General features: G+C 35.5%; 22 protein-coding genes. 6 read left to right on the plus strand and 16 right to left on the minus strand.

The window, feature by feature from the left end; all coding sequences use genetic code 11:
• Nucleotides 1-14: 14 nt before the first annotated feature.
• Both AC07SW_RS02325 and rpmG read right to left on the minus strand, forming a co-directional pair.
• Nucleotides 15-551, minus strand: coding sequence for a 5-formyltetrahydrofolate cyclo-ligase (locus AC07SW_RS02325; protein ID WP_494632167.1), 537 nt, complete (start codon nucleotides 549-551; stop codon nucleotides 15-17).
• 69 nt (nucleotides 552-620) lie between these two features.
• Nucleotides 621-770, minus strand: coding sequence for a 50S ribosomal protein L33 (gene rpmG, locus AC07SW_RS02330; RefSeq protein ID WP_034568998.1), 150 nt, complete (start codon nucleotides 768-770; stop codon nucleotides 621-623).
• 273 nt (nucleotides 771-1,043) lie between these two features.
• Here rpmG and AC07SW_RS02335 point away from each other — a divergent pair, with 273 nt between their 5' ends.
• A complete protein-coding gene (locus AC07SW_RS02335; protein ID WP_034568996.1) occupies nucleotides 1,044-1,394 on the plus strand; it encodes a hypothetical protein in 351 nt (116 codons plus the stop codon).
• 17 nt (nucleotides 1,395-1,411) lie between these two features.
• Nucleotides 1,412-1,936 (plus strand): MltG/YceG/YrrL family protein, encoded by a 525-nt coding sequence (locus AC07SW_RS02340; RefSeq protein WP_034568994.1) that lies wholly within the window; start codon nucleotides 1,412-1,414, stop codon nucleotides 1,934-1,936.
• A gap of 61 nt (nucleotides 1,937-1,997) precedes the next feature.
• On the opposite strand, the gene AC07SW_RS02345 is transcribed toward AC07SW_RS02340, so the two are convergent.
• The 3 genes from AC07SW_RS02345 to AC07SW_RS02355 all read right to left on the minus strand — a co-directional run bounded on the left by AC07SW_RS02345 (nucleotide 1,998) and on the right by AC07SW_RS02355 (nucleotide 6,554).
• On the minus strand, nucleotides 1,998-3,695 hold the full coding sequence (locus AC07SW_RS02345) for an oleate hydratase (protein ID WP_135018689.1): 1,698 nt from the start codon (nucleotides 3,693-3,695) through the stop codon (nucleotides 1,998-2,000).
• A 118-nt stretch (nucleotides 3,696-3,813) separates the two neighbouring features.
• On the minus strand, nucleotides 3,814-4,380 hold the full coding sequence (locus AC07SW_RS02350) for a TetR/AcrR family transcriptional regulator C-terminal domain-containing protein (protein WP_135018690.1): 567 nt from the start codon (nucleotides 4,378-4,380) through the stop codon (nucleotides 3,814-3,816).
• Between the two features lie 119 nt (nucleotides 4,381-4,499).
• On the minus strand, nucleotides 4,500-6,554 hold the full coding sequence (locus AC07SW_RS02355) for a penicillin-binding transpeptidase domain-containing protein (protein ID WP_238328694.1): 2,055 nt from the start codon (nucleotides 6,552-6,554) through the stop codon (nucleotides 4,500-4,502).
• 194 nt (nucleotides 6,555-6,748) lie between these two features.
• On the opposite strand from AC07SW_RS02355, the gene AC07SW_RS02360 reads away from it, so the two are divergent.
• Both AC07SW_RS02360 and AC07SW_RS02365 read left to right on the plus strand, forming a co-directional pair.
• The gene (locus AC07SW_RS02360) at nucleotides 6,749-9,496 is read left to right on the plus strand and encodes a YfhO family protein (protein ID WP_494632168.1); all 2,748 of its coding nucleotides are present in this window, start codon (nucleotides 6,749-6,751) and stop codon (nucleotides 9,494-9,496) included.
• A gap of 19 nt (nucleotides 9,497-9,515) precedes the next feature.
• Complete coding sequence (locus AC07SW_RS02365) at nucleotides 9,516-10,151, plus strand: pentapeptide repeat-containing protein (RefSeq protein WP_135024062.1); 636 nt, start codon at nucleotides 9,516-9,518, stop codon at nucleotides 10,149-10,151.
• Nucleotides 10,152-10,198: 47 nt separating this feature from the next.
• Here the strand turns inward: AC07SW_RS02365 and AC07SW_RS02370 are convergent, their stop codons facing one another.
• Nucleotides 10,199-10,807, minus strand: coding sequence for a superoxide dismutase (locus AC07SW_RS02370; protein WP_034568981.1), 609 nt, complete (start codon nucleotides 10,805-10,807; stop codon nucleotides 10,199-10,201).
• A 238-nt stretch (nucleotides 10,808-11,045) separates the two neighbouring features.
• Between AC07SW_RS02370 and AC07SW_RS02375 the strand changes: the two genes are divergently transcribed.
• Nucleotides 11,046-11,813 carry a DUF1189 domain-containing protein gene (locus AC07SW_RS02375; protein WP_167736734.1) on the plus strand — a complete coding sequence of 256 codons (768 nt, stop codon included), beginning with the start codon at nucleotides 11,046-11,048 and terminating at the stop codon, nucleotides 11,811-11,813.
• Nucleotides 11,814-11,857: 44 nt separating this feature from the next.
• On the opposite strand, the gene AC07SW_RS02380 is transcribed toward AC07SW_RS02375, so the two are convergent.
• On the minus strand, nucleotides 11,858-13,207 hold the full coding sequence (locus AC07SW_RS02380; protein ID WP_034568979.1) for a DEAD/DEAH box helicase: 1,350 nt from the start codon (nucleotides 13,205-13,207) through the stop codon (nucleotides 11,858-11,860).
• A gap of 266 nt (nucleotides 13,208-13,473) precedes the next feature.
• On the opposite strand from AC07SW_RS02380, the gene zwf reads away from it, so the two are divergent.
• Nucleotides 13,474-14,958, plus strand: coding sequence for a glucose-6-phosphate dehydrogenase (zwf, locus tag AC07SW_RS02385; protein WP_135024070.1), 1,485 nt, complete (start codon nucleotides 13,474-13,476; stop codon nucleotides 14,956-14,958).
• A gap of 57 nt (nucleotides 14,959-15,015) precedes the next feature.
• Here the strand turns inward: zwf and AC07SW_RS02390 are convergent, their stop codons facing one another.
• The 9 genes from AC07SW_RS02390 to AC07SW_RS02430 all read right to left on the minus strand — a co-directional run bounded on the left by AC07SW_RS02390 (nucleotide 15,016) and on the right by AC07SW_RS02430 (nucleotide 23,611).
• Nucleotides 15,016-15,972 carry a DHH family phosphoesterase gene (locus AC07SW_RS02390; protein ID WP_494632170.1) on the minus strand — a complete coding sequence of 319 codons (957 nt, stop codon included), beginning with the start codon at nucleotides 15,970-15,972 and terminating at the stop codon, nucleotides 15,016-15,018.
• Nucleotides 15,973-15,999: 27 nt separating this feature from the next.
• Complete coding sequence (locus tag AC07SW_RS02395) at nucleotides 16,000-17,331, minus strand: DRTGG domain-containing protein (protein WP_034568974.1); 1,332 nt, start codon at nucleotides 17,329-17,331, stop codon at nucleotides 16,000-16,002.
• Between the two features lie 24 nt (nucleotides 17,332-17,355).
• On the minus strand, nucleotides 17,356-18,036 hold the full coding sequence (locus AC07SW_RS02400; RefSeq protein ID WP_135018695.1) for a metal-dependent hydrolase: 681 nt from the start codon (nucleotides 18,034-18,036) through the stop codon (nucleotides 17,356-17,358).
• Nucleotides 18,037-18,172: 136 nt separating this feature from the next.
• Complete coding sequence (gene dinB, locus AC07SW_RS02405) at nucleotides 18,173-19,300, minus strand: DNA polymerase IV (protein ID WP_494632172.1); 1,128 nt, start codon at nucleotides 19,298-19,300, stop codon at nucleotides 18,173-18,175.
• A gap of 107 nt (nucleotides 19,301-19,407) precedes the next feature.
• Complete coding sequence (locus AC07SW_RS02410; protein ID WP_119908242.1) at nucleotides 19,408-20,322, minus strand: metal ABC transporter permease; 915 nt, start codon at nucleotides 20,320-20,322, stop codon at nucleotides 19,408-19,410.
• A 1-nt stretch (nucleotide 20,323) separates the two neighbouring features.
• Nucleotides 20,324-21,235, minus strand: a complete 912-nt coding sequence (locus AC07SW_RS02415) for a metal ABC transporter permease (RefSeq protein ID WP_463684394.1) — start codon at nucleotides 21,233-21,235, stop codon at nucleotides 20,324-20,326.
• Nucleotides 21,236-21,997, minus strand: a complete 762-nt coding sequence (locus AC07SW_RS02420; protein WP_034568962.1) for a metal ABC transporter ATP-binding protein — start codon at nucleotides 21,995-21,997, stop codon at nucleotides 21,236-21,238. It lies immediately after the preceding gene.
• A 21-nt stretch (nucleotides 21,998-22,018) separates the two neighbouring features.
• Nucleotides 22,019-22,945, minus strand: coding sequence for a metal ABC transporter solute-binding protein, Zn/Mn family (locus AC07SW_RS02425; protein WP_494632173.1), 927 nt, complete (start codon nucleotides 22,943-22,945; stop codon nucleotides 22,019-22,021).
• An 18-nt stretch (nucleotides 22,946-22,963) separates the two neighbouring features.
• A complete protein-coding gene (locus AC07SW_RS02430; protein ID WP_034568959.1) occupies nucleotides 22,964-23,611 on the minus strand; it encodes a metal-dependent transcriptional regulator in 648 nt (215 codons plus the stop codon).
• Between the last annotated feature and the right edge of the window lie 125 nt (nucleotides 23,612-23,736).

The following is a 23,736-nucleotide window of genomic DNA, read 5'->3' on the forward strand; positions in this document are numbered from 1 at the left end:
GTTTTTTCCATCGTTTATTCAGTGAACACTTTTTTGACTGGAATATCGTAACTATCTGGAGTCCAATCATTTCTTATTTGAAGTTTTAGTGCAAGTGAAACGGTGTCACCCTGGTAATCTGCTAGATAGCGATCATAAAAACCAGCTCCAAAACCAATACGATAACCCTCCATTGAAAAAGCCACACCAGGAACAATCAATAAATCAATCTGCCTTTTGTCCACACTAGGTGAAGTTGACATTGGTTCAAGAATTCCAAAAGGGGTAGTTTCTAAACTAGTAGCTGCGTCATATAAACAAAAATCCATTTTGCCTTGCGGTCCCGTTCGTGGAATAACCATTTTTTTCCCAAGTGCGTGACATTTCTCAATAATCGGTTGCGTGTCTATTTCAATTTTCTGCGATAATGTTAATCCAACCGTTTTTGCTTTTAAAAAGTAATCCGATTGAAATAATTGGCTTAGTAAATGTTCTTCATTTTGTTTTTTTACCTCTGAGTTTAATTCGTTTAGTTCAGCTAAAATTATTTTTCGCAATTTTTTTTTATCCATAAAAAGGTGCCTCCTCTTTATCTCATTTAATGACTTTTAAATACAAAAAAAACAACAGGATTCCTGTTGTTATTTTGTTTCACGATGTAATGTCGCACGACGTTCGCGCGGACAATATTTTTTGAATTCAACACGGTCTGGATTGTTACGTTTGTTTTTCTTAGTGTGGTAGTTACGTTCTTTACACTCTGTACATTCCAATGTGATGTTTACACGCATGACTTTCCCTCCAAGCATTAAACCATAATTTAGAAGATACTCAATTGGGTACCTTCGGACTTGAATATCATATCATTTTTTTTAACAACTTGCTAGCTTTTTTTACACTTTGTTAAGGATTTTTACTTTACGCCTCTTTTTTTAAGGATTTTTAATTCTTTTAGGAATAAGTCAATTATCAAATTTTATATTAAATTTCTTTTACAAAACACTATTAATCTGCTAAATATGGTACACTATGCAATGAGGTTTAATGAAAGAGGTGATTAAAAAATGGATGTATGGATGATCGTTATTATCCTGTTGATTATCTCCGTTGCTCTTATTGTATGGTCTTTCTACAAAAAAGACAATGGTGAAAAAGTAAAAGAAGAATTTGAAGAACTTTCTTTACAACTAATGCAAGATATCTATCATTTAAAAAATCGCGTTGCGATTCTTGAAAATGAATTAAACATTACAACAGAAGAAACATTAACATCAATGAAAATTCACGATGTATTAAAAAATCATGTCGTTACCTTGTATACTCAAGGTGTTTCACTTGAAAACATCGCATCACAAACTCAATTACCTGTTGCAACAGTACAAGTTGTTGTCGATGAATACGTTGAGCACAAATAAGTAAGGGAGAGTCACGAATGAATAGACCTGCATTACGCTATTTAGCACTAGGATTTTTGCTTTCAGCTCTAGTTCTTTCAGGTTATCGTCTCTTTTTTTATGAACCCGCAGCGTCTACCAGTAAGACGGAGCAAACTGCTAAAAGCAAAGACGAGAACCTAAGTAAGAGCGAGAAATCCTATAAGAAAAAATACGAAGAACTTTTAACTAAAATTGAACTTGAAAAAGTTACAGATAAAACGGATTCAAGCTCAACAACCGATAGTTCTGCTGCTGACAGCTCTGCTAAAAAAGAAGAGCCTGCAAAAGATACTGAGAAAAAAGATGAAGTTAAAAAATATACATTAGTTATCGGTCAAGGCGACCCAACTAGCACTGCAGTTGATCAACTAGCTGCAAATGGCATCATTAAAGACGCAAATGAATTCACCACATTCTTAACGTCAAATGATTATGAAATGTATATTCGAGATGGATCTTACGAAGTAAACAGTGGTATGTCTTTAGAAGAAATTGCTAAAATCATCACCCACCGTAACTAGGATAAGATCAAAAAAACTGCTTGATTCTACTATTAATTAGAATCAAGCAGTTTTTTTGTTGTTATCTAAACATCGTTTTAGCCGCTTTTGCCACTACTTTTGGATCACGGTTATGAGGTGTAACTGGACAAATTTCTTTATTGATATCAAACAATGTATACACAGCTGTTTTAGCCGCTCGAACAGAATATTCTTCTGTAAAGACCATATCTTTTGGTATTTCTACGAATTGACTGATCATTGCGAAATTGGTGCTTCCTGTTGGAACTACTTTTGGACGGTCACTCATTTTTCTTGGTTGAAATTGAGCATCAATATATGGCATGTAACATGGAATGACGTTTACAATATCCTCTTTGATTTTTTCCCAATCATCTTGCCATTTGAACTGGCAAATTAATTCATAAAGAATCTCTTCTCCAGTACATTCACGCATTGTTTTTTTGACATAATCTCCCACTCGATCTGGGTACAATCCGTATCCCCAGAAAATCGTTGTGGTTAAATCTTGATTCTTAAAGTGCGGTTGTGCTGCAACCACAATGCTCATTAGCCAGTTTGAATCTTTAAACGTCATTAACGCTCCACTTCCTGGAATATTTCCTGAAAATTCCTCAAAGCGTTTCAGTAACGCATTTCCTTTACAAGTCACTGTAAAACTTTCCCAATTGGTTTCTTCTTCATGATCGAAAAAGGGAGCTGGGTTGCCTAAATTTGATTTTTTTTGAGCAATTTTATACCAAAGCTCACCAGATATCGGGCGTTTTTCAGCTTTTGGAGCTGGGGTGTGATAGTCTCCTTCTGTCGTGCTATCCGTCATGCATGCATTTGTCATCATCACCTTATCTTCTGATTTTAACTCAATCACTTCTCCATCTGTCAAGTGAATAGCAGTTGCTGTGATGTCACTGCCTTCTACAAAATCGATATCCGTTACCGTTTTATCAAGAATAAAATCTACTTTATGCTTTTCTAAGAAACTTTTTAACGGTAAAATTAGACTTTCGTATTGATTGTATGACGTTCTAGTAACACCTTCTAATGTGTCGATGCGACTAAATTCTAGCATCATACGATTCATATAACGACGCAATTCAAATAAGCTGCTCCATTTTTGAAATGCGAAGGTTGTTTGCCACATATACCAGAAATTGGTTTCAAAGAAATGAGGTGCAAACCAATCTTGAATGGATAAATCATCTAATTCTTCTTCAGGTGTTGCTAATAGTTTAGACATTGCTGCTCGATCCTTGTTATCAAATCCCATTTTATGTGCATTTACAATTTCAGCATTTTTATCAATGAGTCTTGCTTGTGCATGGGTTGGATGTAAATGGTCAAAATTTAATATTTCTTCTGTCACACTCATATGTGGCATTTCAAGGGATGGAATACTTCTAAATAAGTCCCAAAAATTTTCATAGGTTTCTTCATTTAACATTCGCCCACCACGACAGATAAAGCCTTTTTCATTATTTCCTGCACCATCGTTGCTTCCACCTAAAATCTTCATTCCTTCAATAATATGGATGTTTTTTCCTTCGAAGTTCGCATCTCGAATCAGAAAAGCCGCACTTGCTAAACTTCCAATTCCTCCACCTATCAAATAGACTTGTTGATCGCCATAATAACGTGCTTCAATTTCTTCATCAATCGCTTTACTTTTTTCTGATTTTAACTGATTTAACTTTTTAACTCCGTACATACTTCCAATAGCGGTTGCTCCTGCTGCTAACAATCCCAGTTGTTTCTTATTCATAAAACATTCCTCCTATTGACTTTCATACTGTTAGTATAGCTCAATAGAAAACGCTTCACCTTAAACAAAAAAAACAATCTGTCGTATTTATGGACAATAGATACAAATTGTCTAAATGTTAATTTTCAATTTCACAATAAAGTTGGTAGGCTAATTTTTCAGTATCTTTTGCTAACCGAGCAAAGCTTGCCGCAAGTTCTTCTGCATCTTCTTTAAAGCCTGCTACAATCCATGCAATTAACATCCCACCACATCCGTATGAAAAAAATGTTGCATAGAAAAGTCGATCGGCTTTGCTCACACGTTCTTCATTATCCAAACGACTAAATAATTCTAAAAAAAGCTCACAGGTAAGTTGAGAAAATTGATTCGCTAGCAATGCTGATTCATCTTGCACAGTATTACGATAGAAAGCCGCATTGCTTTGGATTTCCTGCAGCATTTTCAATACTTGATCATGCCAATTTTCTAAAGTCACATTTTCCTTTAAATAATGAATAGCAGTATGTTGATACGTCCAACCTAATAAATCAAATTTATCAGAAAAATGATAATAAAAAGTTTGACGATTTAATTTACAACGTTGTGTAATATCCGAAATAGTAATTTTTTCAAAACGTTTATAATGACATAACTCTATTAAGGATTTGGATAAAACTTCTTTTGTCATAACTGATTCCGTCATATTTGAACGCTCCCTTTAATGATTTAATTGTGTGTATCATAGCATGTTTAAAACTGTTTAGGAAATAATGTAAATAAACAGCCAGTTGATTTAAAATCAACTGGCTGTTTGACTACTTACTACTTATCTTTCCCTTCAAAATAGGCATCAAATACTTCTCTAGCGGTATTTATATTCACTTTTGAAGTTGTATTGTAAGGTAGATAGGGTACAACAACAGCAATCGCAATTTCTGGGTCATTCGAAGGAGCGTAGCCAACTAAGGTTAAGTTGAAAACTGATTCGCCTTTTGAAGCCTCAAGTGGCCCATCGTAGAATGCTTCTGCTGTCCCTGTTTTTGCAGATATGCTGTAAGGTGCACTGGCTAAAAGTTTCCCTGTTCCGTTTGAATTCCCACCATGTACTACGTTATACATTCCGGTTTGCACGCGTTTCATTTCTTCTGTACCCACGTTCACCGTATTTAATACTCGAGGTTGAATCTCTGTTTGAATAGCACCAATATTACCATTCTCATCTGTTCCTCGAATTTCTTTTACAACATGTGGTGCAATCCGGCTTCCGCCGTTAGCAATAGTGGAAATGTATTGATTTAATTGAAGTGGTGTATAGGTATCAAATTGACCAAAAGCAAAATCGAGCGCTAACCCTGGATTGCTCGTTGGACCTGGGTAACCCAATGCTTCACCTGGCAAATCAATTCCTGTTGGAACACCTAAACCAAATTGTGCATAATACCCTCTTAGTTTAGTAAATACTTTATCTTTATCGATATCTAACGTGCCTTCAGGAGTATAGCTGTTTTGACCACCCATTCGCATTGCTAATTGCATCATGTAGGAGTTTGAAGACACTTCTAGGGCTGTTTCATCGTTCATTGAAATCGCTCCACTTCGGTTGAACCAAGAACTTTTAGCTGGTGTGTTTTTAAATTTTAAAGGACGATCGACCATTACATTATTGTCTAAAGAAATCACCTTATCCATGTATCCAGCCAATACAGTGGCACCTTTAACAGATGAACCCATTGTATACTGAGTATTCATAGCTCCTAAAGCGTCATCTTCAATCTCTTTTGTTTCGTAGTTGTATTTTTGACCCGTCATTCCTAATAGTTCACCTGTTTTAGGATTGGTTGCAACAACATACATTCGATCAACAAGGCCACTTCTAATTGAAGCTAATTGTTTTTTCGTAATGTCTTCTAATTTCTTTTGAAAATCAATATCGATCGTTAACACTAAATTGTCGCCTTTGGCTCCTTCATATTTAGATGCCGTATCAATAATATCGCCACTATTATTGGTTTTGGTTTCAGATTTTGATTTGGAACCACTTAATACTTCTTCGTATTGTTTTTCTAAATAACTGTTTCCAACACGATCATTCCGCGCGTAACCTTTTGCTAGCATTGCACTTGCTTGATCGCTTGGCAGTCCAGTTTTTTCAGTTGTAACACTTCCAAGGACACTGCGTAACATGTCTCCTTGAGGATAGATACGATCCCAGTCAGTTGAAGTATCAACACCTGGTAGACTCATTAAGTTTTCACTAATTTCAGCAATTTCTTGATCAGTCACGTCTTTACTTTTGATGTAGGTTGTTGTTAGAGCATAGGCTCCATTCATCTTTTTAAAAATAGCAGCTACTTGACGTTCAGCTTCATCAAATTGAATTTCTTCAGGTGTGATTTTAGATAGTTGAACATCATACAACTCCCCACCTTTTAATTGGGTTTCTTTTTTGGATAAACGATCATTTAATTTTTTCTCATTTGTTGCCGCAAAATAATCTTTTAAATCGCGTTCTTTTAAATCAGAGGTATCCATCGTAATATACTTCGCTAAATTTTTAGCAATTTTAGCCATATCTGCTCCGCTTACTTGGGCCCCTCTTGTATAGGTAATTGCCTGTAACGGTTTGTTGCCTACAAGCTGACGATTTTGACTGTCATAAATCATTCCTCGAGGTACTGTTCCAGTGGCTGTTGTTGTCTCAGTTCGTTTTACTTGCGTTTCAAACTCTTCTCCACGTACTATTTGTAAATAGCCTAGTCTTAATATTAATGAAGCAAATAATAAAAACACGACAAAAAATAACAAATTTAGTCGGAAAGGAATATGAGATTTATTTTTTTTCTTTTTATCGATCTTTTTCTTTTGATTAATAATCACTTGTACACCTTCCTGTTGTTAGATTACACTTCTATTATTGTACCAAACTTGAACAAGTTTAACCAATTAATAAGTAAATTTTTAATTAATTTCCTACTATATATATGCTATTCTATTACAAGAACCCCTTTTTAGTAATAGAAACAATCGATTCTTTATAAAAAATTAGAAATTGTTACTGGAGTGATTTGTGAATGACTGTCTTTTTTAAAAAAATTTTACACAATAACTGGCCCCTTATTTTAGCAGGCGGCGTTCCGTGCTTTATTTTATTTTTAATTTATTTAGCTCAAGGTGTGTTCCCATTTGGGGACAGTTCTTTATTAACAGTCGATTTAGGTCAACAATATGTTGATTTTTATACCTATTATCGCAATACATTGTTAGGAGATCCAACAAGTTTCTTTTATTCTTTTTCAAAAGCGATTGGAGGCGATATGATTGGTCTCTGGGCTTATTACTTAACAAGTCCTTTTAATTTAATCTTGTTGCTGTTTCCAGCTCGCTTGATTACACTAGGAATTACCGTTCTCACATTAACTAAAATCAGTTTAGCTGGACTTAGTTTTGGGATTTTGTTAAAGAAAGCTTTTAATGGAAAGGGACTTTATCTTGCAACTTTTTCAACTTCTTATGCCTTGATGGGCTATACGATTGTCAACCAATTAAACATTATGTGGTTAGATGGATTAATTTTCTTGCCGCTTGTTATTTTAGGAATTGAAAAATTGGTTTTTGAAAAGCGCGGACTTTTTTATACGGTATTTTTAGCTCTCATGTTAATTGCTAATTATTATATTGCTTATATGATTTGCTTGTTCAGTATTTTGTATTTTATCTTCCGTTTAACGGCTATCCAATTTCCATCAAAAACGACGGTGAAAGAGAAAGTGATTTTTTTAAGTAAACAATTGGCTCGATTTAGTTGGCATTCTTTATTAGGAGGCGGATTAGCTAGTATCCTACTTGTACCAACATTTCATGCTTTGTTAGATAGCAAGGCCAGTTATAGTGACTTTTCTTTTGAATGGAAATTTGCTTTTCCAATTCAAGAAATGATTTCAAAATTATACATTGGTGCCTTTAATTTTGACCAAATGCCTGATGGGTATCCCAATTTATTTATTGGCAGTTTAGCATTAATTTGCTTTGTTTCCTTTCTGTTTAGTCGTGCCTTTCCGATTCGAGAGCGTTTGATGGCTTTCTTAATTGTTCTCTTTTTAGTCGTTTCAATGGACTTAAAAGCTTTTAATATTGTTTGGCATGGTTTTCAATATCCAATTTGGTATCCGTATCGTTTTTCTTTTGTATTATGTTTTTTTATGATTTTAAATGGTTATCGCGCCTTTATCAAATTAGAACGTCTTTCAATTCCCGGTATGTTACTAGTTGTAGTTAGCACAACCGTTGCTGCTTTTTATATGCTTAAGCATCCTTTTGATTTTGTTTATCATGAGCAGATTATTTTAACGTCTTTATTTATTGCCATCGTGACATTCTTATTGATTGTAAAACCTAAGTATACTCTTTGGCTACCGTTTCTTTTATTTTTAGTAAGTGCCGTCGAAATGGGCATCAATGCGCAATTAGATTTATCTAGATTGAGTTATGTTTCCAATAGTGAATTTTTAGAGTATCGAAGGGAGTTTGCTCCTGTTATCGATCATATCAAAGAAAAAGATGACGGATTCTACCGAGTTGAAAAAACGTTTTTACGTTCTAAAAATGATAGCTTTCAATTTGATTATCCAAGTGTCACTCATTTTAGTTCAACTTTCGAAAAGGAAGTGCCAACGTTATTTGGTAATTTAGGATTTCCAGTTGGAAATGGTTTTATTGCCTATTCTAATGCTACCTTAGCAACAGATGCTCTATTTGGAATCAAATACTATGTAGCGGAAAATAATGCGTTATATGAAAAAAGTCAGGATGATTTAGTTGATCCAGCCACAGGCCAAACCCCACTTGCTAAAAATAAAGTAACTGAGTTAACACAAAAAAATAATCCGACAAACTTAACACAATTGCAATTGACTATCATGGCCACGAAACCCGATTTAAGAAGCTACAGCAAATTAACGAATACAGACAGAATGACCACCTTTAAAAATCAAAATGCCTTATCAATCGCCTATGGTGTCGATAAAGATATTTTAAAAGTGAAAGAATTGACCAATCAGCCGATTCAGTTACAAGAAAATATTTTAAGGGCTCTCAGTCCAAATGAAAAAAAACGTTATTTCACACCCATTGCGTTTAATAGTACTGTTTATCAAAATATTACGCCTAACAATCAGTATCCAAATCCTACTTTTTTCAAACAAATTGCCAATAATAAAGCAACGGTTGATTTCCAGTTCACCCCTCAAACCAATGATGCTTATTATCTAACTTTAGGACCCAGCGTTAAAGAAGAAGATGCTACTTTTTATCTAAACGGGAAGAAATTATCACAATATAAAACCTATCGCGATACATTAATTTTAAATGTTGCCAATCAACAAAAAGGTCAAACCGTCACGATTACAGTTGAGCTGAAAAAAGAAAGTCTCTGGTTGGAACAATTTCAGTTGTATCATTTTGACACAACAGCCTTCGAAAAGATTGTAACGAATTTAAAAGAAAATGAATTAAACATTGAAAAGTTCGGCAATACTTATTTTAAAGGGACAGCCACCATTACGGATGAAAATAAGATTTTAATGACGACTATCCCTTACAGCAAAGGTTGGCGTGTTTCAATTGATGGAAAAACTGTTTCGACCACTAAAGTTCTAAACAGTTTGCTTGCGGTTCCTATCACAAAAGGAACTCACAAAATAGACATTTCTTATCAAACACCTTATTTTAAAATAGGTTTGCTTATTTCCTTCATCTCACTTATTCTACTTGTGTTAACAAATTGGCTCTTTCACAGAGGGAAGCGCCATAAACATTTTTGACTTTAAAGGAGTTTCTTTTATGAAAATACAAAAAATAGAACCACCCCGCTTTCCAGTTGATCTTAGAGAAGAAACTTTTGAGTTGATTGAAGATGAGGCTTTTTATGAAAATTGCCTCTTTAAAAATTGTACTTTGACAGGTAAGGATCTTGAGAAAGTCTGTTTTCAATCTGTTCAGTTTGTGAATGTGACCTTTAGTGACTGCCATTTTCATCAACTTGAATTGCTGGATGTGGAATTTATCAAGTGCAATTTAAGCAATACTGAAATGATTGGGGGCATTTTACATCGGTGTGCTTTTCTTGATTCTAAAATTGTCGGCGTTAATTTTGCTGAGTCTTCTATTTTAGATACCACTTTTAAAGACTGTCAGGCAAATTACAGTTCTTTTAGTTATGCCTCTTTAAAACGGGTCTCGTTTACTGATATGCATTTGATTGAAAGTGATTTTTTCAATATTAAATGGTTGCACTTAACGTTTAATGCTTGTGATTTAACAGGCGTTAATTTGATGCAGACGAATTTAAAAGGATTAAACTTAAGCACCTCTTCCTTTGAAAAAATCAATCTTTCAATTGAATTGCTTCGTGGCTGTAAGATTAATCCAGAGCAATCGATTGTTATCGCTGGCGCTTTAGGATGTATAGTAGAATAATAAAAAAAGACTCTTTGCTTTTAAAAAGCAAAGAGTCTTTTTTGTTATTATTTAGCTGCTGCGTAACGTTTTGCAACTTCATCCCAATTTACAATGTTCCAGAATGCTTTAATATATTCAGGACGAACATTTTTGTAGTTTAGGTAGTAAGCATGTTCCCATACATCTAAGCCTAAAATTGGTGTTTTGCCTTCTGATAATGGTGAGTCTTGATTTGGAGTTGAGATGATTGATAATTTTCCGCCATCTAATACTAACCAAGCCCAGCCAGAACCAAAACGAGTTGTTGCTGCTGCTGCGAATTCTTCTTTGAATTTATCAAAGCTACCAAAAGTAGCATCAATTGCTTCTTTAACTTCGCCAGTTGGAACACCACCAGCGTTTGGAGCTAAAATTTCCCAGAAGAAAGTATGGTTTACATGTCCACCACCATTGTTTCTTACAGCTGTACGGATATCTTCAGGAATTGCATCTAAATTGCTCATTAGTTCTTCTATTGTTTTGCTACCTAATTCAGGATGTTTTTCAATCGCTGCATTTAGGTTGGTTACGTAGGTATTGTGGTGTTTGTCGTGATGTAAGTGCATTGTTTCTTCATCGATATAAGGCGTTAATGCATCATATGCATATGGTAATTCTGGTAATTGATAAGTCATATTGTAGGTCCCCCAATAAATTTATTTTTGTATGTAATCCTTTTGACGACTACATTTCTACTCTACCACCTCTCGATTCAAATTTCAAAGTATCTGCTTACAAAATTTTTCTTTTTTTTATTTATGAACACTTTATGAACGTTTACTGGCTATTGAGTTTCTTTAGTGAAACGTTTAAAATAGAGAGGATGATTTGTTTTAGTTTAGTTGATACTTTTCATACAAAATAAAAAAAGGAGTGATTCCAATTCAAGTTATAACATTATTTATTGCTTCTTTAACCAAACCAGAGAAATTAAGTGAGGCGGTGTCATTAAAAAAAAGCAAAGTCTTTTTGTATTTACTATTCCTTGCTTTAATCACAGCTATTCCATCCATTATTCAAGGAGTTAACGTCTTGAATGATTTTCAAAAAGTCTCGACTAAAATTCCTGAGTTTAAAATTGAAGAGGGTGTTTTAAAAACAAAGGATGCTGAAAAAAGCTTTATTTATCAAACCAATTCGTTAATTTTTACTTTTGATCCAAATGGTGAACAAAGTGAAAAAGATGTGGACCAGCACGCGATTGGATCAGTTTCTAGTTTGGCTTTGTTAAAAGATCGGTTCTATTTTAAGAGTGCGGTTAATTCTTATAATTTTAAATACAGTGAATTAGCAGGCTTAAAAAACAGTGATTATGGCGATTTAATGGGTATCTTTTCAATGCTACACGGTTTTATTATTGGGTTTACAATCTTTATGCTCCTTGTAGCTGCGATTATAGAAACGTTGATTAATACTTTATTGTATACGATTTTTGCGAATCTGCTTTGTTTATTAGCTAGAAGAACGATGACTTTTGCTGCCAATTGGTCGATTGCATTGTTTGCATCGACTCTCCCAACACTCTTTTTTGCTTTCTTAAATAGCTTTGGATTGTTTCCACCATTTCAAACGCAAATTGGATTGATTGTAACTTTATTCTTTTATTATTATGCAATTAAGTCGATTCCAAAAAACAGTTAAAAAAACTCCTTATCTTAATTGATAAGGAGTTTTTTGTCGCACTATTATTTTTTCTTATTTGCTTTTTTGATTGCTCTAGCTTGACTACGACGTTCAACACGACGTTTTTTCTCGTTACTTTCTTTAATGACACGGCCAATTTTCTTTTTATAGCCTGGTTTTACTTTTTTCTTCGATTTTTTCACAATTCCTTTTAAGGAAGGATCTAAGACATCTTTTGATGTTTTTTCACGAGTTGTACGACGGTTACGATCGTAAGTATCAATAATTTCGCCATTTTTAATCGTTTTAGGTGAAAACTCAACACCAATTTTTTCAATATCCGCTACAAGAGCTTCATCACTTGGTGCGTATAAAGTAATCGCAGTCCCATTCATACCATTACGTCCTGTTCTGCCAACGCGGTGAATAAAGAAATCTAAATCACGAGGAATTTCAGCATTAATGACATGTGAAACGCCTTCGATATCAATACCACGAGCAGCTAAATCCGTTGCTACTACAAATTGGTAATCAAGGTTTTGAACTTGTTTCATTACACGTTTTCTTTCACGAGGTTGAATGTCCCCATGGATTTTAGCAACTTTTAAGCCTCTTGATTTTAGACCATCTGCTAATTCGTCTACTTTTTGTTTCGTATTTGCAAAAACAATGGCTAGATAAGGTGTTCCTGTTGTTAATAGTTGATAAACAACATCTACACGGTCTCTGCCTTTAGTTGAAATCAACCAGTTGTCAATTGTTGGTGAAATAATTGATTTCGGTTGAATATGTTCGTAATGAGGATTTTCCATGTATTTTTTTAAGAAAGGTTTTAAGTTTTGTGGGATTGTTGCTGAAAAAACAAGCATTTGTAGGTTGTTTGGCAAGCGTCCTGCAATTTGATCGACATCTTCTAAAAATCCCATATCTAGCGTCATATCCGCTTCATCAATAACTAAAACTGGCGCTGTATGAATCAATAAAGCATTTTCGTTTACCATATCCAAAATACGTCCTGGTGTTCCAATGACAATATGTGGTTGTGTACCATTTAATTTAGTCATTTGACGTTTCTTGTCTGTTCCACCTACGAAACTTTGAACAATAATTTTTTCCGGTGCGTGTTTTGCAAGTTGCAACGCTGCTTGATAAATTTGTTCAGCTAACTCACGACTTGGTGTGGTAATAACTACTTGAACTTCTGCTTTTAAAGGATCAATTTTATTGAATAATGGAAGTAAAAAAGTATGGGTTTTTCCTGTTCCAGTTTGAGATTGTCCGATAACACTTTCGCCTTTCATGATGGCAGGGATCAATTTTTCTTGAACTTCAGTCGCTTCCTTGAAGCCAATCTCGTTGATTGCGTCTATTAAAAATGGTTGTAAGCCAAATTTTTCAAAAGTATGTTCCATTTTTTCGCCTCTTTTCTCTTGGTGCTGTTTTGCATCCTTAATATTATAACATAAAAAAAGCCGTTACGCTGACAAAATATTTCATTAACAGGTGTTTTCTATTGATTTTAGTCTTCTTCGTGTTCTGACATTTCCAAGGAAACTTCAATTTTTTTTCAGAAAGGATTGCGTCCCTCAAGATAAAACAGTACAATAAAAACAATAATCAAGTTATAATGAGGATTAGCTTATATAATTAAGCGGCATTTGAAAGTGAGGTACTCTGTATGAATCAAGAAAAAACAGCCCTTTTCACCATTTTCGGCGGAACAGGTGACTTAGCAAAACGAAAACTTTATCCATCGCTTTACCGTTTATATAAAAAAGGTTTTTTAAAAGAGCATTTTGCAGTTATTGGAACGGCTAGACGTGAATGGACAAATGAATACTACCGTGAGATTGTAATGGAGACAATTAAAGATTTAGCCGATTCAACAGAAGAGGCGACAAAATTTGCGAGTCATTTTTACTATCAAGCTCATAATGTGACCGATACGGAACACTATTCCGAACTAAAAGAATTATCAACAAAGCTGGACGAAAAATATCAGCTTGAAAATAATCGTATTTATTACCTAGCAATGTCGCCAAACTTCTTTGGGACAATTACAGAACATTTAAAAGCTGAAGAATTAATTACTGATGATGGATTCAATCGTTTGATTATAGAAAAACCATTTGGACATGACTATGAAAGTGCTGCTATCTTAAATGACCAAATTCGCGCTTCTTTCCATGAAAATCAAATTTATCGCATCGATCATTATCTAGGAAAAGAAATGATTCAAAATATTTCAGCCGTTCGTTTTGCGAATGCTATTTTTGAGTCAATGTGGAACAACCGCTATATCGATAATATTCAAATTACCTTAAGCGAATCAATTGGTGTTGAAGAACGTGGCGGCTACTATGAAACAAGTGGAGCTCTTCGTGATATGGTTCAAAATCATATTTTACAAGTTGTCTCTCTTTTAGCAATGGAGCCACCAATTGAATTAAAAGACGAAGAAATTCGTGAAGAAAAAATCAAAGCACTGCGTTCTGTTCGCATCTTCAAACCAGAAGAAGTTCGTCATTATTTTGTTCGTGGTCAATATGGTGCAAGCACTGTTCATGACGAAAAATCACTTGGTTACCGTGAAGAACAAAATGTAGATCCCGCTTCACAAACAGAAACTTTTGTAGCAGGTAAAGTCATGATTGATAACTTTAGATGGGCCGGCGTTCCCTTCTACATCCGTACAGGTAAAAAATTGCGTGAAAAAGGAACTCAAATCAATATTCAATTTAAAGGGATGCCGTTAAATTTGTTCAGTGAAGACCACACAACTCCGCAAGAACCAAATGTGCTGACGATTTACATTCAACCAACGGAAGGTTTTTCACTTCAATTAAATTCAAAAAAAATCGGTCAAGGTTTAGAAACGGAATTATTGAATTTAAAACATAAAAATTCGGCTGAAACTTCAGCAAATAGTCCAGAAGCTTATGAAAAATTAATTCTTGATTGTTTAAATGGCGACTCTACCAACTTCACTCATTGGGATGAAGTGGCTCAATCGTGGAAATTTGTTGACGTTATTCGTCAAGCATGGGACAAAGAAACTCCAGAATTCCCAAATTATCCAAGTGGTTCAATGGGACCTGTTTGTAGCGATCAATTGCTTGAAAAAGACGGCTTCAAATGGTTTTGGAATCCAACTGGTGAGTAATCACGTAATCGACAAAAAAAGTTCTTTCAAAATTGAAAGAACTTTTTTTGTCGATTTTTATTGATTCCACTCGATGGCTAATGCTTCAAATTCAGTAAGAATTTCTGCAATTTCTGCGCGATCTTTTGCATTTGCACCACTAGCTAATGGATGTCCGCCACCATGATGGCGTTTTGCTACTTCATTGATTGCTGGGCCTTTTGAGCGTAAGCGACAACGGAAGTAACCTTCTTCTTGTTCAACAAAAATCCCCCACATTAAAATGCCTTCGACACTTCCTGGCAACGAGACAATTGCTGCTGTTTCAGAATCAGCCACACCAAATTCTTTTAAAATCTCATTTGTTAAAAGAACATTCCCAACCCCATTTTCGTCAACTTTAATATTTTGTAAGACATAACCGGATAAATGGGCCACTGCTTTACTCATTGTATTTAGCTGATTATTTAATGCTGTGGCTGAAAATGAATAGTCCATTAATTCAGCAGCAATTTTTAAGGTATGGGAGGTTGTCGCTGGATATAGGAAACGCCCTGTGTCTCCGACTATTCCTGCATATAATAGGCGGGCCGCTTCATCTGTCATTGTTAACTCTGATTGACAAGCATGATAAAAATCAACAATAATTTCACTGCAGCTACTCGCCTCTGTGTTAACGTAGACAAGATCACCGTATGGTTCATCATTTGGGTGGTGATCTATTTTAATTAGCATATCGCCTTTTGAATAGTTTTCACCACTAATGCGTGGACTATTCGCTGTGTCTGTTACGATAACTAGTGCGTCTTTATAATCAGCAGCTTCTACTTGATCCATTTCAGATAAGAATGCTAGACCTTCTACCGATCCTCCTGCTTTTAAAAGACGTTTTTCAGGAAACGTTGCTTTTAATAGTTCATATAGTCCACCTTGTGAACCTAAGGCGTCTGGGTCTGGTCTTTGATGACGATGGATAATAATAGTTCGATGTTCTTTGATAGCTGTTAGTATTTCAGTAAAAATGGATTCATTCATTCAATTTACTCCTTTTAATTCGTTTAGTTAGGTACGCTCCATCAATTGACAAATCACAATGGCTTTGGCAACAAGGGTATTTTCAATAAATACTTCAATGTCTAGCTTAGACGAGCGCCTCCCAATTTCTAGGACTCGTGGACGAATCTCTAATTCACTTTCTAATTGAATCATTTTAAAATAATGTAAATTCATTTGCTCAATGACTGCATTGCGCTTTTGATACGCTAAAAGTGTTCGCTGAGAAGCGCTAGCAACAAGTTCACTTAATACACCAAAAGAGATGGTTCCAACACTGTTGGTCATTTGAGGCGTCACTTTAAACTTGAATGCTGGAATAGCTGAATGCCAATCGTCAGGATTTTCACTTGTTAACTCTAGCTGTTCTGCAATTTGATCGGCAATCGTATCTCCCACCTGTGGTTGGCGTTGCGCTAGTTGCATCGCTTTCATCACATCTTGTCTAGAAATAATCCCAATCAAGGTTAAATCATCTTTCACAACAGGCATAACCTCTAGCCCATCCCAAATCATTAAATGCCCCACACTTGCCACACTCATATGTGTTTTAACATAAGAGGGATCCTTTGTCATCACTCGTTCAATACTTAGATTATCTGGCTTTCCAACCACATCTTTAGCTGTTACAATCCCGATTAAGCGCATTTTTTTATTCACAATTGGGAAACGCGAATGTCGACTTTCATCATTTAATTTGCGGTAATCCGCTACTGTATCTTCACTATTTAAATAGATGGTTTTTTCTACATTCGTAAAAATATCGCCAACGAGCATAATGTCTTTTTTAATCAGCTGATCCGTCATTGCTCGGTTGATTAACGTTGCAACCGTAAAGGAGTCATAGGTGGTTCGAATAACAGGCAATTTGGCCTGATTCGCTAATTCCACAATCTCCTCAGTTGTATCAAATCCACCGGTAATTAAAACTGCTGCACCGTTTTCTAAAGCGAGGCGCTGAGCCCCAATTCGATTTCCGACAATCATTAGTGAACCTGGTGTAATGTAACGTAGCATGGCGTCTTCCTTCATCGCTCCGATGACAAATTTATTTAAGACTTTATCTAACCCGTCAATACCACCTAAAATATCCCCTTCGATAATCTTCACGATTTCACCATAGGTTAATTTTTCAAAATGTTCTTTCATTTTGCGCTCAATTCGGATAGTTCCCACTCGTTGAATGGTCGAAACTAATCCTATATTTTCTGCTTCTTTAATGGCACGATAAGCAGTTCCTTCACTTACTTGTAAATTTTTAGCAATCAAACGTACTGAGATTCGCTCTCCAACTGGTAACGTTTCAATATACGTTAAGATCTGGTCATGTTTTGTTGTCATCTGCTATCCTCCGACTTTTTCAACTTATAATTCGATTATTTCTCCCACTTGCAGTGCCACCCCTACGTTTTTAGGTAAAGCTTCAACAAAGGCAATTGGATCTTGTTCAATCAAAGGAAATGTATTGTAATGAATTGGCACAACTTTATTAGCTTTTAGCCATTTACTAGCGATTACGGCTTCTTCTGGTCCCATAGTGTAATTATCGCCAATTGGTAAGAAAGCTAAATCTATTTTGTTGAATTCTCCGATTAATTTCATATCTGAAAATAAAGCCGTATCTCCTGCGTGATAAACAGTGTGGCATCCGTCACTCAAAACAATTCCTGCTGCTAAGCCAAATGTAACAGGTTGGCCTTGCACTTCGTACATTGAACCATGTATTGCAGGAGTCATTTTGATTAAACCGAAATCAAATTGATGTTTCCCACCCATTTGCATGCCATGGGTTTGAAGCCCTTGACTCGCAAAAAAACCGGCTAATTCAGCATTTGCAACAATTAAAGCTCCTGTTCGTTTGGCAATCTCGGCAGTATCTCCGATATGGTCTGCATGAGCATGAGTGACAATAATCACATCAGCTTCAATCGTCCCTGCATCCAAATCACTTAAGGGATTTCCTGTAATATAGGGATCTATTAAAATTTGCTTATCTGTATCTGTTAAAATTTTAACACAAGACTGTCCATGCCATGATATCTTCATTTCAATCGCTCCTTCTATGTTATAATCAAACACAAAAACTGTATTAGTATTCTTCTATTGTACAACTTATTCATCTAATTTGCACCTAGCATCTAATAAAAAAGTTCAAAAACTCTGTTCATCAGAATTTTTGAACTTATTTTTCTTTTTCCCATAGTGGCAAAACAATATTTTCAAATGTTAACGGGTCAAGGTTGGTCACAGTAATTCCTAATAACCGAATTTCTTTCCCTATCAATCCCACATCTTCCCATAAATTTAACGCATGAAAATAAATTTCTTCACTGTCTTTTACATAACTAGGCAAACTAATACGTTTGGTCATTGTTTCATAATCAGATGTACGTACTTTTAACACAACCACCTTCCCGTGTTTTTGAACTTTTACTAAAGAAGTGTGTACTTTTCCAGCTAAAAAACGAAGTTCTGCTAAGATTTCCTCTTCTATCGTTAAAGGTTGGCCATACGTATGCTCCCGTCCTACTGACTTACGCACTCGAGTACTCTCAACTGGATTGTTATCAATTCCTCTTACTTTTCGATACAAGGAATACCCCATCTTACCGAAGCGTTGAATCAAATCCATCTCGCTTTTTTCAACTAAATCTTGTCCCGTAAAAACGCCCCAATCATGCATTTTTTCAGCGGTTTTCTTTCCTACGCCATAAAATTTTCCAATGGGTAATTCTTTTAAAAAGACCAATGCTTTTTCTGGCGGAATAACTGTGATGCCGGCAGGTTTTTTATAGTCAGATGCTAGTTTTGCAATAAATTTATTATAAGATACGCCAGCTGAACAAGTTAAATGCAATTCTTCCCAAATTTCTTTTTGAATCATTTTTGCAATAACCGTAGCGCTACTAATCCCTTTTTTATTTTCTGTTACGTCTAAATAAGCTTCATCTAAAGCTAATGGTTCAATGATATCTGTGTAGTGCTTAAATACTTCTCGAATTTGAGTGGAAATTTCTTGGTAAAGTTCATGTCTACCTGGAACAAAAATCGCTTGTGGGCAAAGTTCATAGGCTTTTTGAGCGCTCATAGCTGAATGAATACCGTATTTTCTCGCTTCGTAATTAGCCGTCGTAACGACGCCTCTTCCACCATTATCTTTTGGATGCCTAGCAATCACTAACGGTTTTCCTTTTAATTCAGGATTTTCACGTTCTTCTACAGAGGCATAGAAAGCATCCATATCCACATGAATAATTTTTCTTGATGTGTCACGTACTGGTTCTGCAAATTGTAAAACGACATGTTCCATCTTTCTACACCTCCATCTTTATTTCTTATTATACACGAACACAAGTTCTTTCGCTAGAACAAACAAAAAAAGTTTACTCTCTGTCGAGAAAGTAAACTTAAAATAATTTATTTAATAGGTTCCATTTTTAATCGATAGGCTAATTCTTTTTTTTGACGATTTCGTTGTCTAACAGCTTGAATCAATCCTTTTTTAGGTGAGAAGATAAAGACTAATAAGAAAGTTATCCCAATAATAACCGCAATCATCCCTGCAATTGAAACATCCAAAAACATCGCTAATTGGAATCCAACGATACTGTCTATCACACCCACAATGCCACTAATCCATAACATTTTCTTTAATTCATTTGTCAAAAGATACGCGGTAACAGGTGGCCCCACAATAAAAGCTACTACTAAAATTGATCCAACTGCCTCAAATGCTCCAACTGCAGTGACTGAAACCAGTGTCATCAACGCATAGTGTAAAATGACTGGCGAAAATCCTAATGCAGCGGCTAAAACCGCATCAAAAGTGGCTAATTTTAATTCTTTATAAAATAACAAAATAAAAATTAAGTTGATGATTAAAATAATCCCCATTGAGTAGATTCCTTGTGCTCCTATATCCACTCCAAAAATAACCATTCGCTCAAATGGCGCAAAAGCCAATTCGCCAAGTAGTACTGAATCCGTGTCTAAATGAACAGAACCTGCATAGCGGGAAATCAAAATAATCGCGATACTAAACAGTAATGGGAAGACCACACCAATTGAAGCATCTTTTGCTAATAGCCTTGTTTGATGGAGCAATTCTGTTAACCAAACCGTAAAGACACCCATCAAAGCGGCACCAACAATTAAAAATGGTGAGGCCAAATTTTCAGTTGCAAAAAAGGCCACCACGATTCCTAATAAAATGGTATGTGTAATCGCATCAGCCATCATTGTCATTCCTCTTAAAACTAAAAAGACACCCAGTAAGGAACAGGCAAGTGAAACAATAATCGCAATCAATTGAATTTCTAATTCTGGATGCATCCTAATCGCCTCCTTGATTTAAGCGGATAGTCAATGCTTTTTTTTGACGCCTACGCTGTTTTAATTTCCACAACATCCCACGATTTGGTGCTATCACTAAACTAATCAGCACAATCACGCTAATCACAACAACGATTGTTGGTCCTGTTGGAATTTGCTTACCTAAGGAACTAATAACCGTTCCTAAAACCCCTGAAACACCACCAAAAACTGCTGCTAAACTCACCATCACCGCTAACCGATTCGTCCATTGTCTAGCGGCAACAGCAGGTCCGATTAATAACGAACTCATCAAAATAACTCCAACTGTTTGCAGTCCAATAATAATCGTTACGACCGTCATCGCTGATAATAAAATACTAATGCCATGAACTGGAACACCAATGCTTTTAGCAAATACTTCATCAAAAGCAATTAATTTAAATTCTTTCCAAAATAGGAAGATTAATACTAAAATAATCATCCCAATTCCTAGCATCCATTTAACATCACCTACTAATAAGGTGGAGGACTGACCAAAAATAAAACTTTTTAATCCTGCTTGATTTGCATCTGGCGTTTTTTGAATATAGGTTAGAAAAACCATACCTAAACCAAAAAATACGGAAGTAATCAAAGCTAATGCACTATCAAATTTTATTTTTGAGTACTTAACAATGCTCATGATCAGCCATGTTGCAACTAAGCCTGAGATCAAAGCACCTATCAATAAAACTTCTGTCTGTTTAATATTCGTAATCATAAAGGCTAAGCATATCCCTGGTAGCGCAGCATGACTTACAGCATCCCCTAATAAGCTTTGTTTTCTAAGCACAGCAAAACTACCAATAACGCCACTCAGCAATCCCAATAAGGCTGATCCAAGTGCCACAACTTGAAAAGTGTAATCTGAAAAAAGAGTCCAAAATGTCATCTACTTCCCCACCTCTTCTGGCAATCTTTCAGCGGTTTGATAGGTTTTTGCGATATTTTCGGCTGTAAAGGTACTTTCTACAGAACCTGTTGCGACTAAAGCTTGATTGACCAGTACAACGTTATCAAAGTATTCTGGCACGGTTTGTAAATCATGATGAACCACAACAATCGTCTTGCCTTCATCTTTTAATTCTTTCAGTAGACCAATAATGATTTTTTCAGTTTGGGCATCTACTCCTTGAAACGGTTCATCCATCAAATAAATTTCCGCTTCTTGTACAAGCGCGCGTGCTAAGAAAACACGCTGACGTTGACCTCCAGATAACTGACTAATTTGGCGAGTTGAAAATTCAGTCATCCCTACTTTTTCTAGCATTTTTTTAGCTAAGTCAAAATCAGCTTTTTTAGGACGTTTAAACCACCCAAGATGTCCATAACGCCCCATTACAACGACATCTATTACCGTTGCTGGAAAATCCCAATCAACGCTTCCATTTTGTGGAACATAGGCAACCAAATTTTTACTTGATTGATAACTTTGCTGCATTTGGTTTTTAAATTGAAAGGTTACTTCACCTGCAACTGGTTTAATTAAATTGATAATGGCTTTAATTAAGGTTGTTTTTCCTGCTCCATTCGGACCGATAATCGCTGTTAATTGTCCTTTAGGTATATCCAAACTGACATTCCAAAGAACCGGTTTTTCATCATAAGCAACCGTTAATTGCTGAATCGAAATTGCTTGTTTAGTTTGCTCCATTTTTTTCACCTGCTTACTTTTTTATTTTAATGCATTCACAATTGTATCTGTATTTGCTTTTAATGTTTTAATATAAGTGGCCGTATCGTGTTTTTCGTCTCCTAAAGAATCTGAATACAACTCGCCACCGATTTTTACGTCAAAGCCTTTTGCTTTTGTTGCCGCTTGTAACGCTTCAATCGTTTTGGTAGGGACGGATGATTCGACAAAAACCGCTTTGATTTGGTGTTTCACAATAAAATCAGCCAATTTCCGCATATCTCCGGTACCTGCTTCTGCTTGCGTGCTGATTCCTTGTAATCCGACTACCTCAAAATCGTAGCGTTGACCAAAATAACGAAAGGCATCATGGGCGGTCACTAAGATTCGTTTTTCTTTTGGCAACTCTTGAACCTTATTCATCATGTATTGATCTAATTCAACCAATTCTGCGAGATAACGATCTAAATTTGTTTGATAGGTCGCTTGATTTTTTGGATCTGCTTTAATTAATCCTTTAGCAACTTCTTTGGCTCCTTGTTGCCACATGGAAACGTCGAACCAAATATGTGGGTCTGGTTGACTAGAATTGTCTTCTGACTTGAGTAATTTAGTTTTATCAAGACCGTTTTCAATTTTGATGACGTTTTTGCCTCGTTTATTTAACGCTTCAAAAACGTCTCCCATCTTACCTTCTAAATGCAAACCATTATGCACCACAACATCTGCTGTCTGCATTTTAGTAACATCTTTTGCACTTGCTTGATAGAGATGTGGGTCGATTCCTGGCCCCATTAGTCCGTTAACTTGAACTTTATCTCCGCCGATATTTTTAACTAAATCAGTTAGCATTGTTGTTGTCGCTACGACTTGTATCTTATTTGGATCTTTTTGCGAAGAATTATTTTGACAACCAACCATCACTACCAAACTGAGTCCTATTAAGATAAGAAGATAGTTTTTTTTCATTTAATCTCTCCTCCTACTTTATAATGGTTGAATAAATAAATTGCAGGCTGCTTTATAGCTAATCTGAATGGCCTGCCCATCTTTAGTTAATGTAATTGGCCCTTCATAAGCACCTATTTCAGTAATTCGACATTGGTCTCCAATGTTAATTCCTACTGTCACTAAATAATCTAACAATTCACGATCATCTAATACTCGTTGAATTTTCACATCTGTATCTACTGACATTTCTACTAAGGTTTGTAGTGGACTTTCGATAATCTTCCCTTGTTTATCAGGAATTACTCCGCCATGAGGACAGTTGGCTGGGAAATTTAGGTATTCTTCTAAATGATTCGCTAGATTAGAAGACGTTACATGCTCCAAAACTTCTGCTTCGTCATGGACTTCATTCCAAGAAAAGCCTAAATGTTCGACTAAAAAGACTTCCCACAAGCGATGCTTGCGTACTAAAATACTGGCTTCATGTAAACCAGCTTCTGTCAATTGTGCTCCTTGATAAGGAGTATGGTCAATGTAGCCTTCTTTTAGTAATTTCGACATCATCTCACTAACAGATGCTGCTGAAACACTTAAACCAGTTACAATTTGTTTATTATTTATTTTTTGATTGGCTCCGCCTAATTCAAATATAATTTTTAAATAGTCTTCTTTATTGGGTGTCATTTTATGCTTCACCTTTCTTTTAAGGAAATTTATTTTTAGGTTTCCCTAATTTTTACTATTATCATATCGAAAATCTATTAAAATATCAAGATTTATTCTTTTTTAACGCTAAATTTACTAACTTA

The sequence above is a fragment of the Carnobacterium sp. GW821-FHT04C06 genome, from assembly GCF_059420345.1.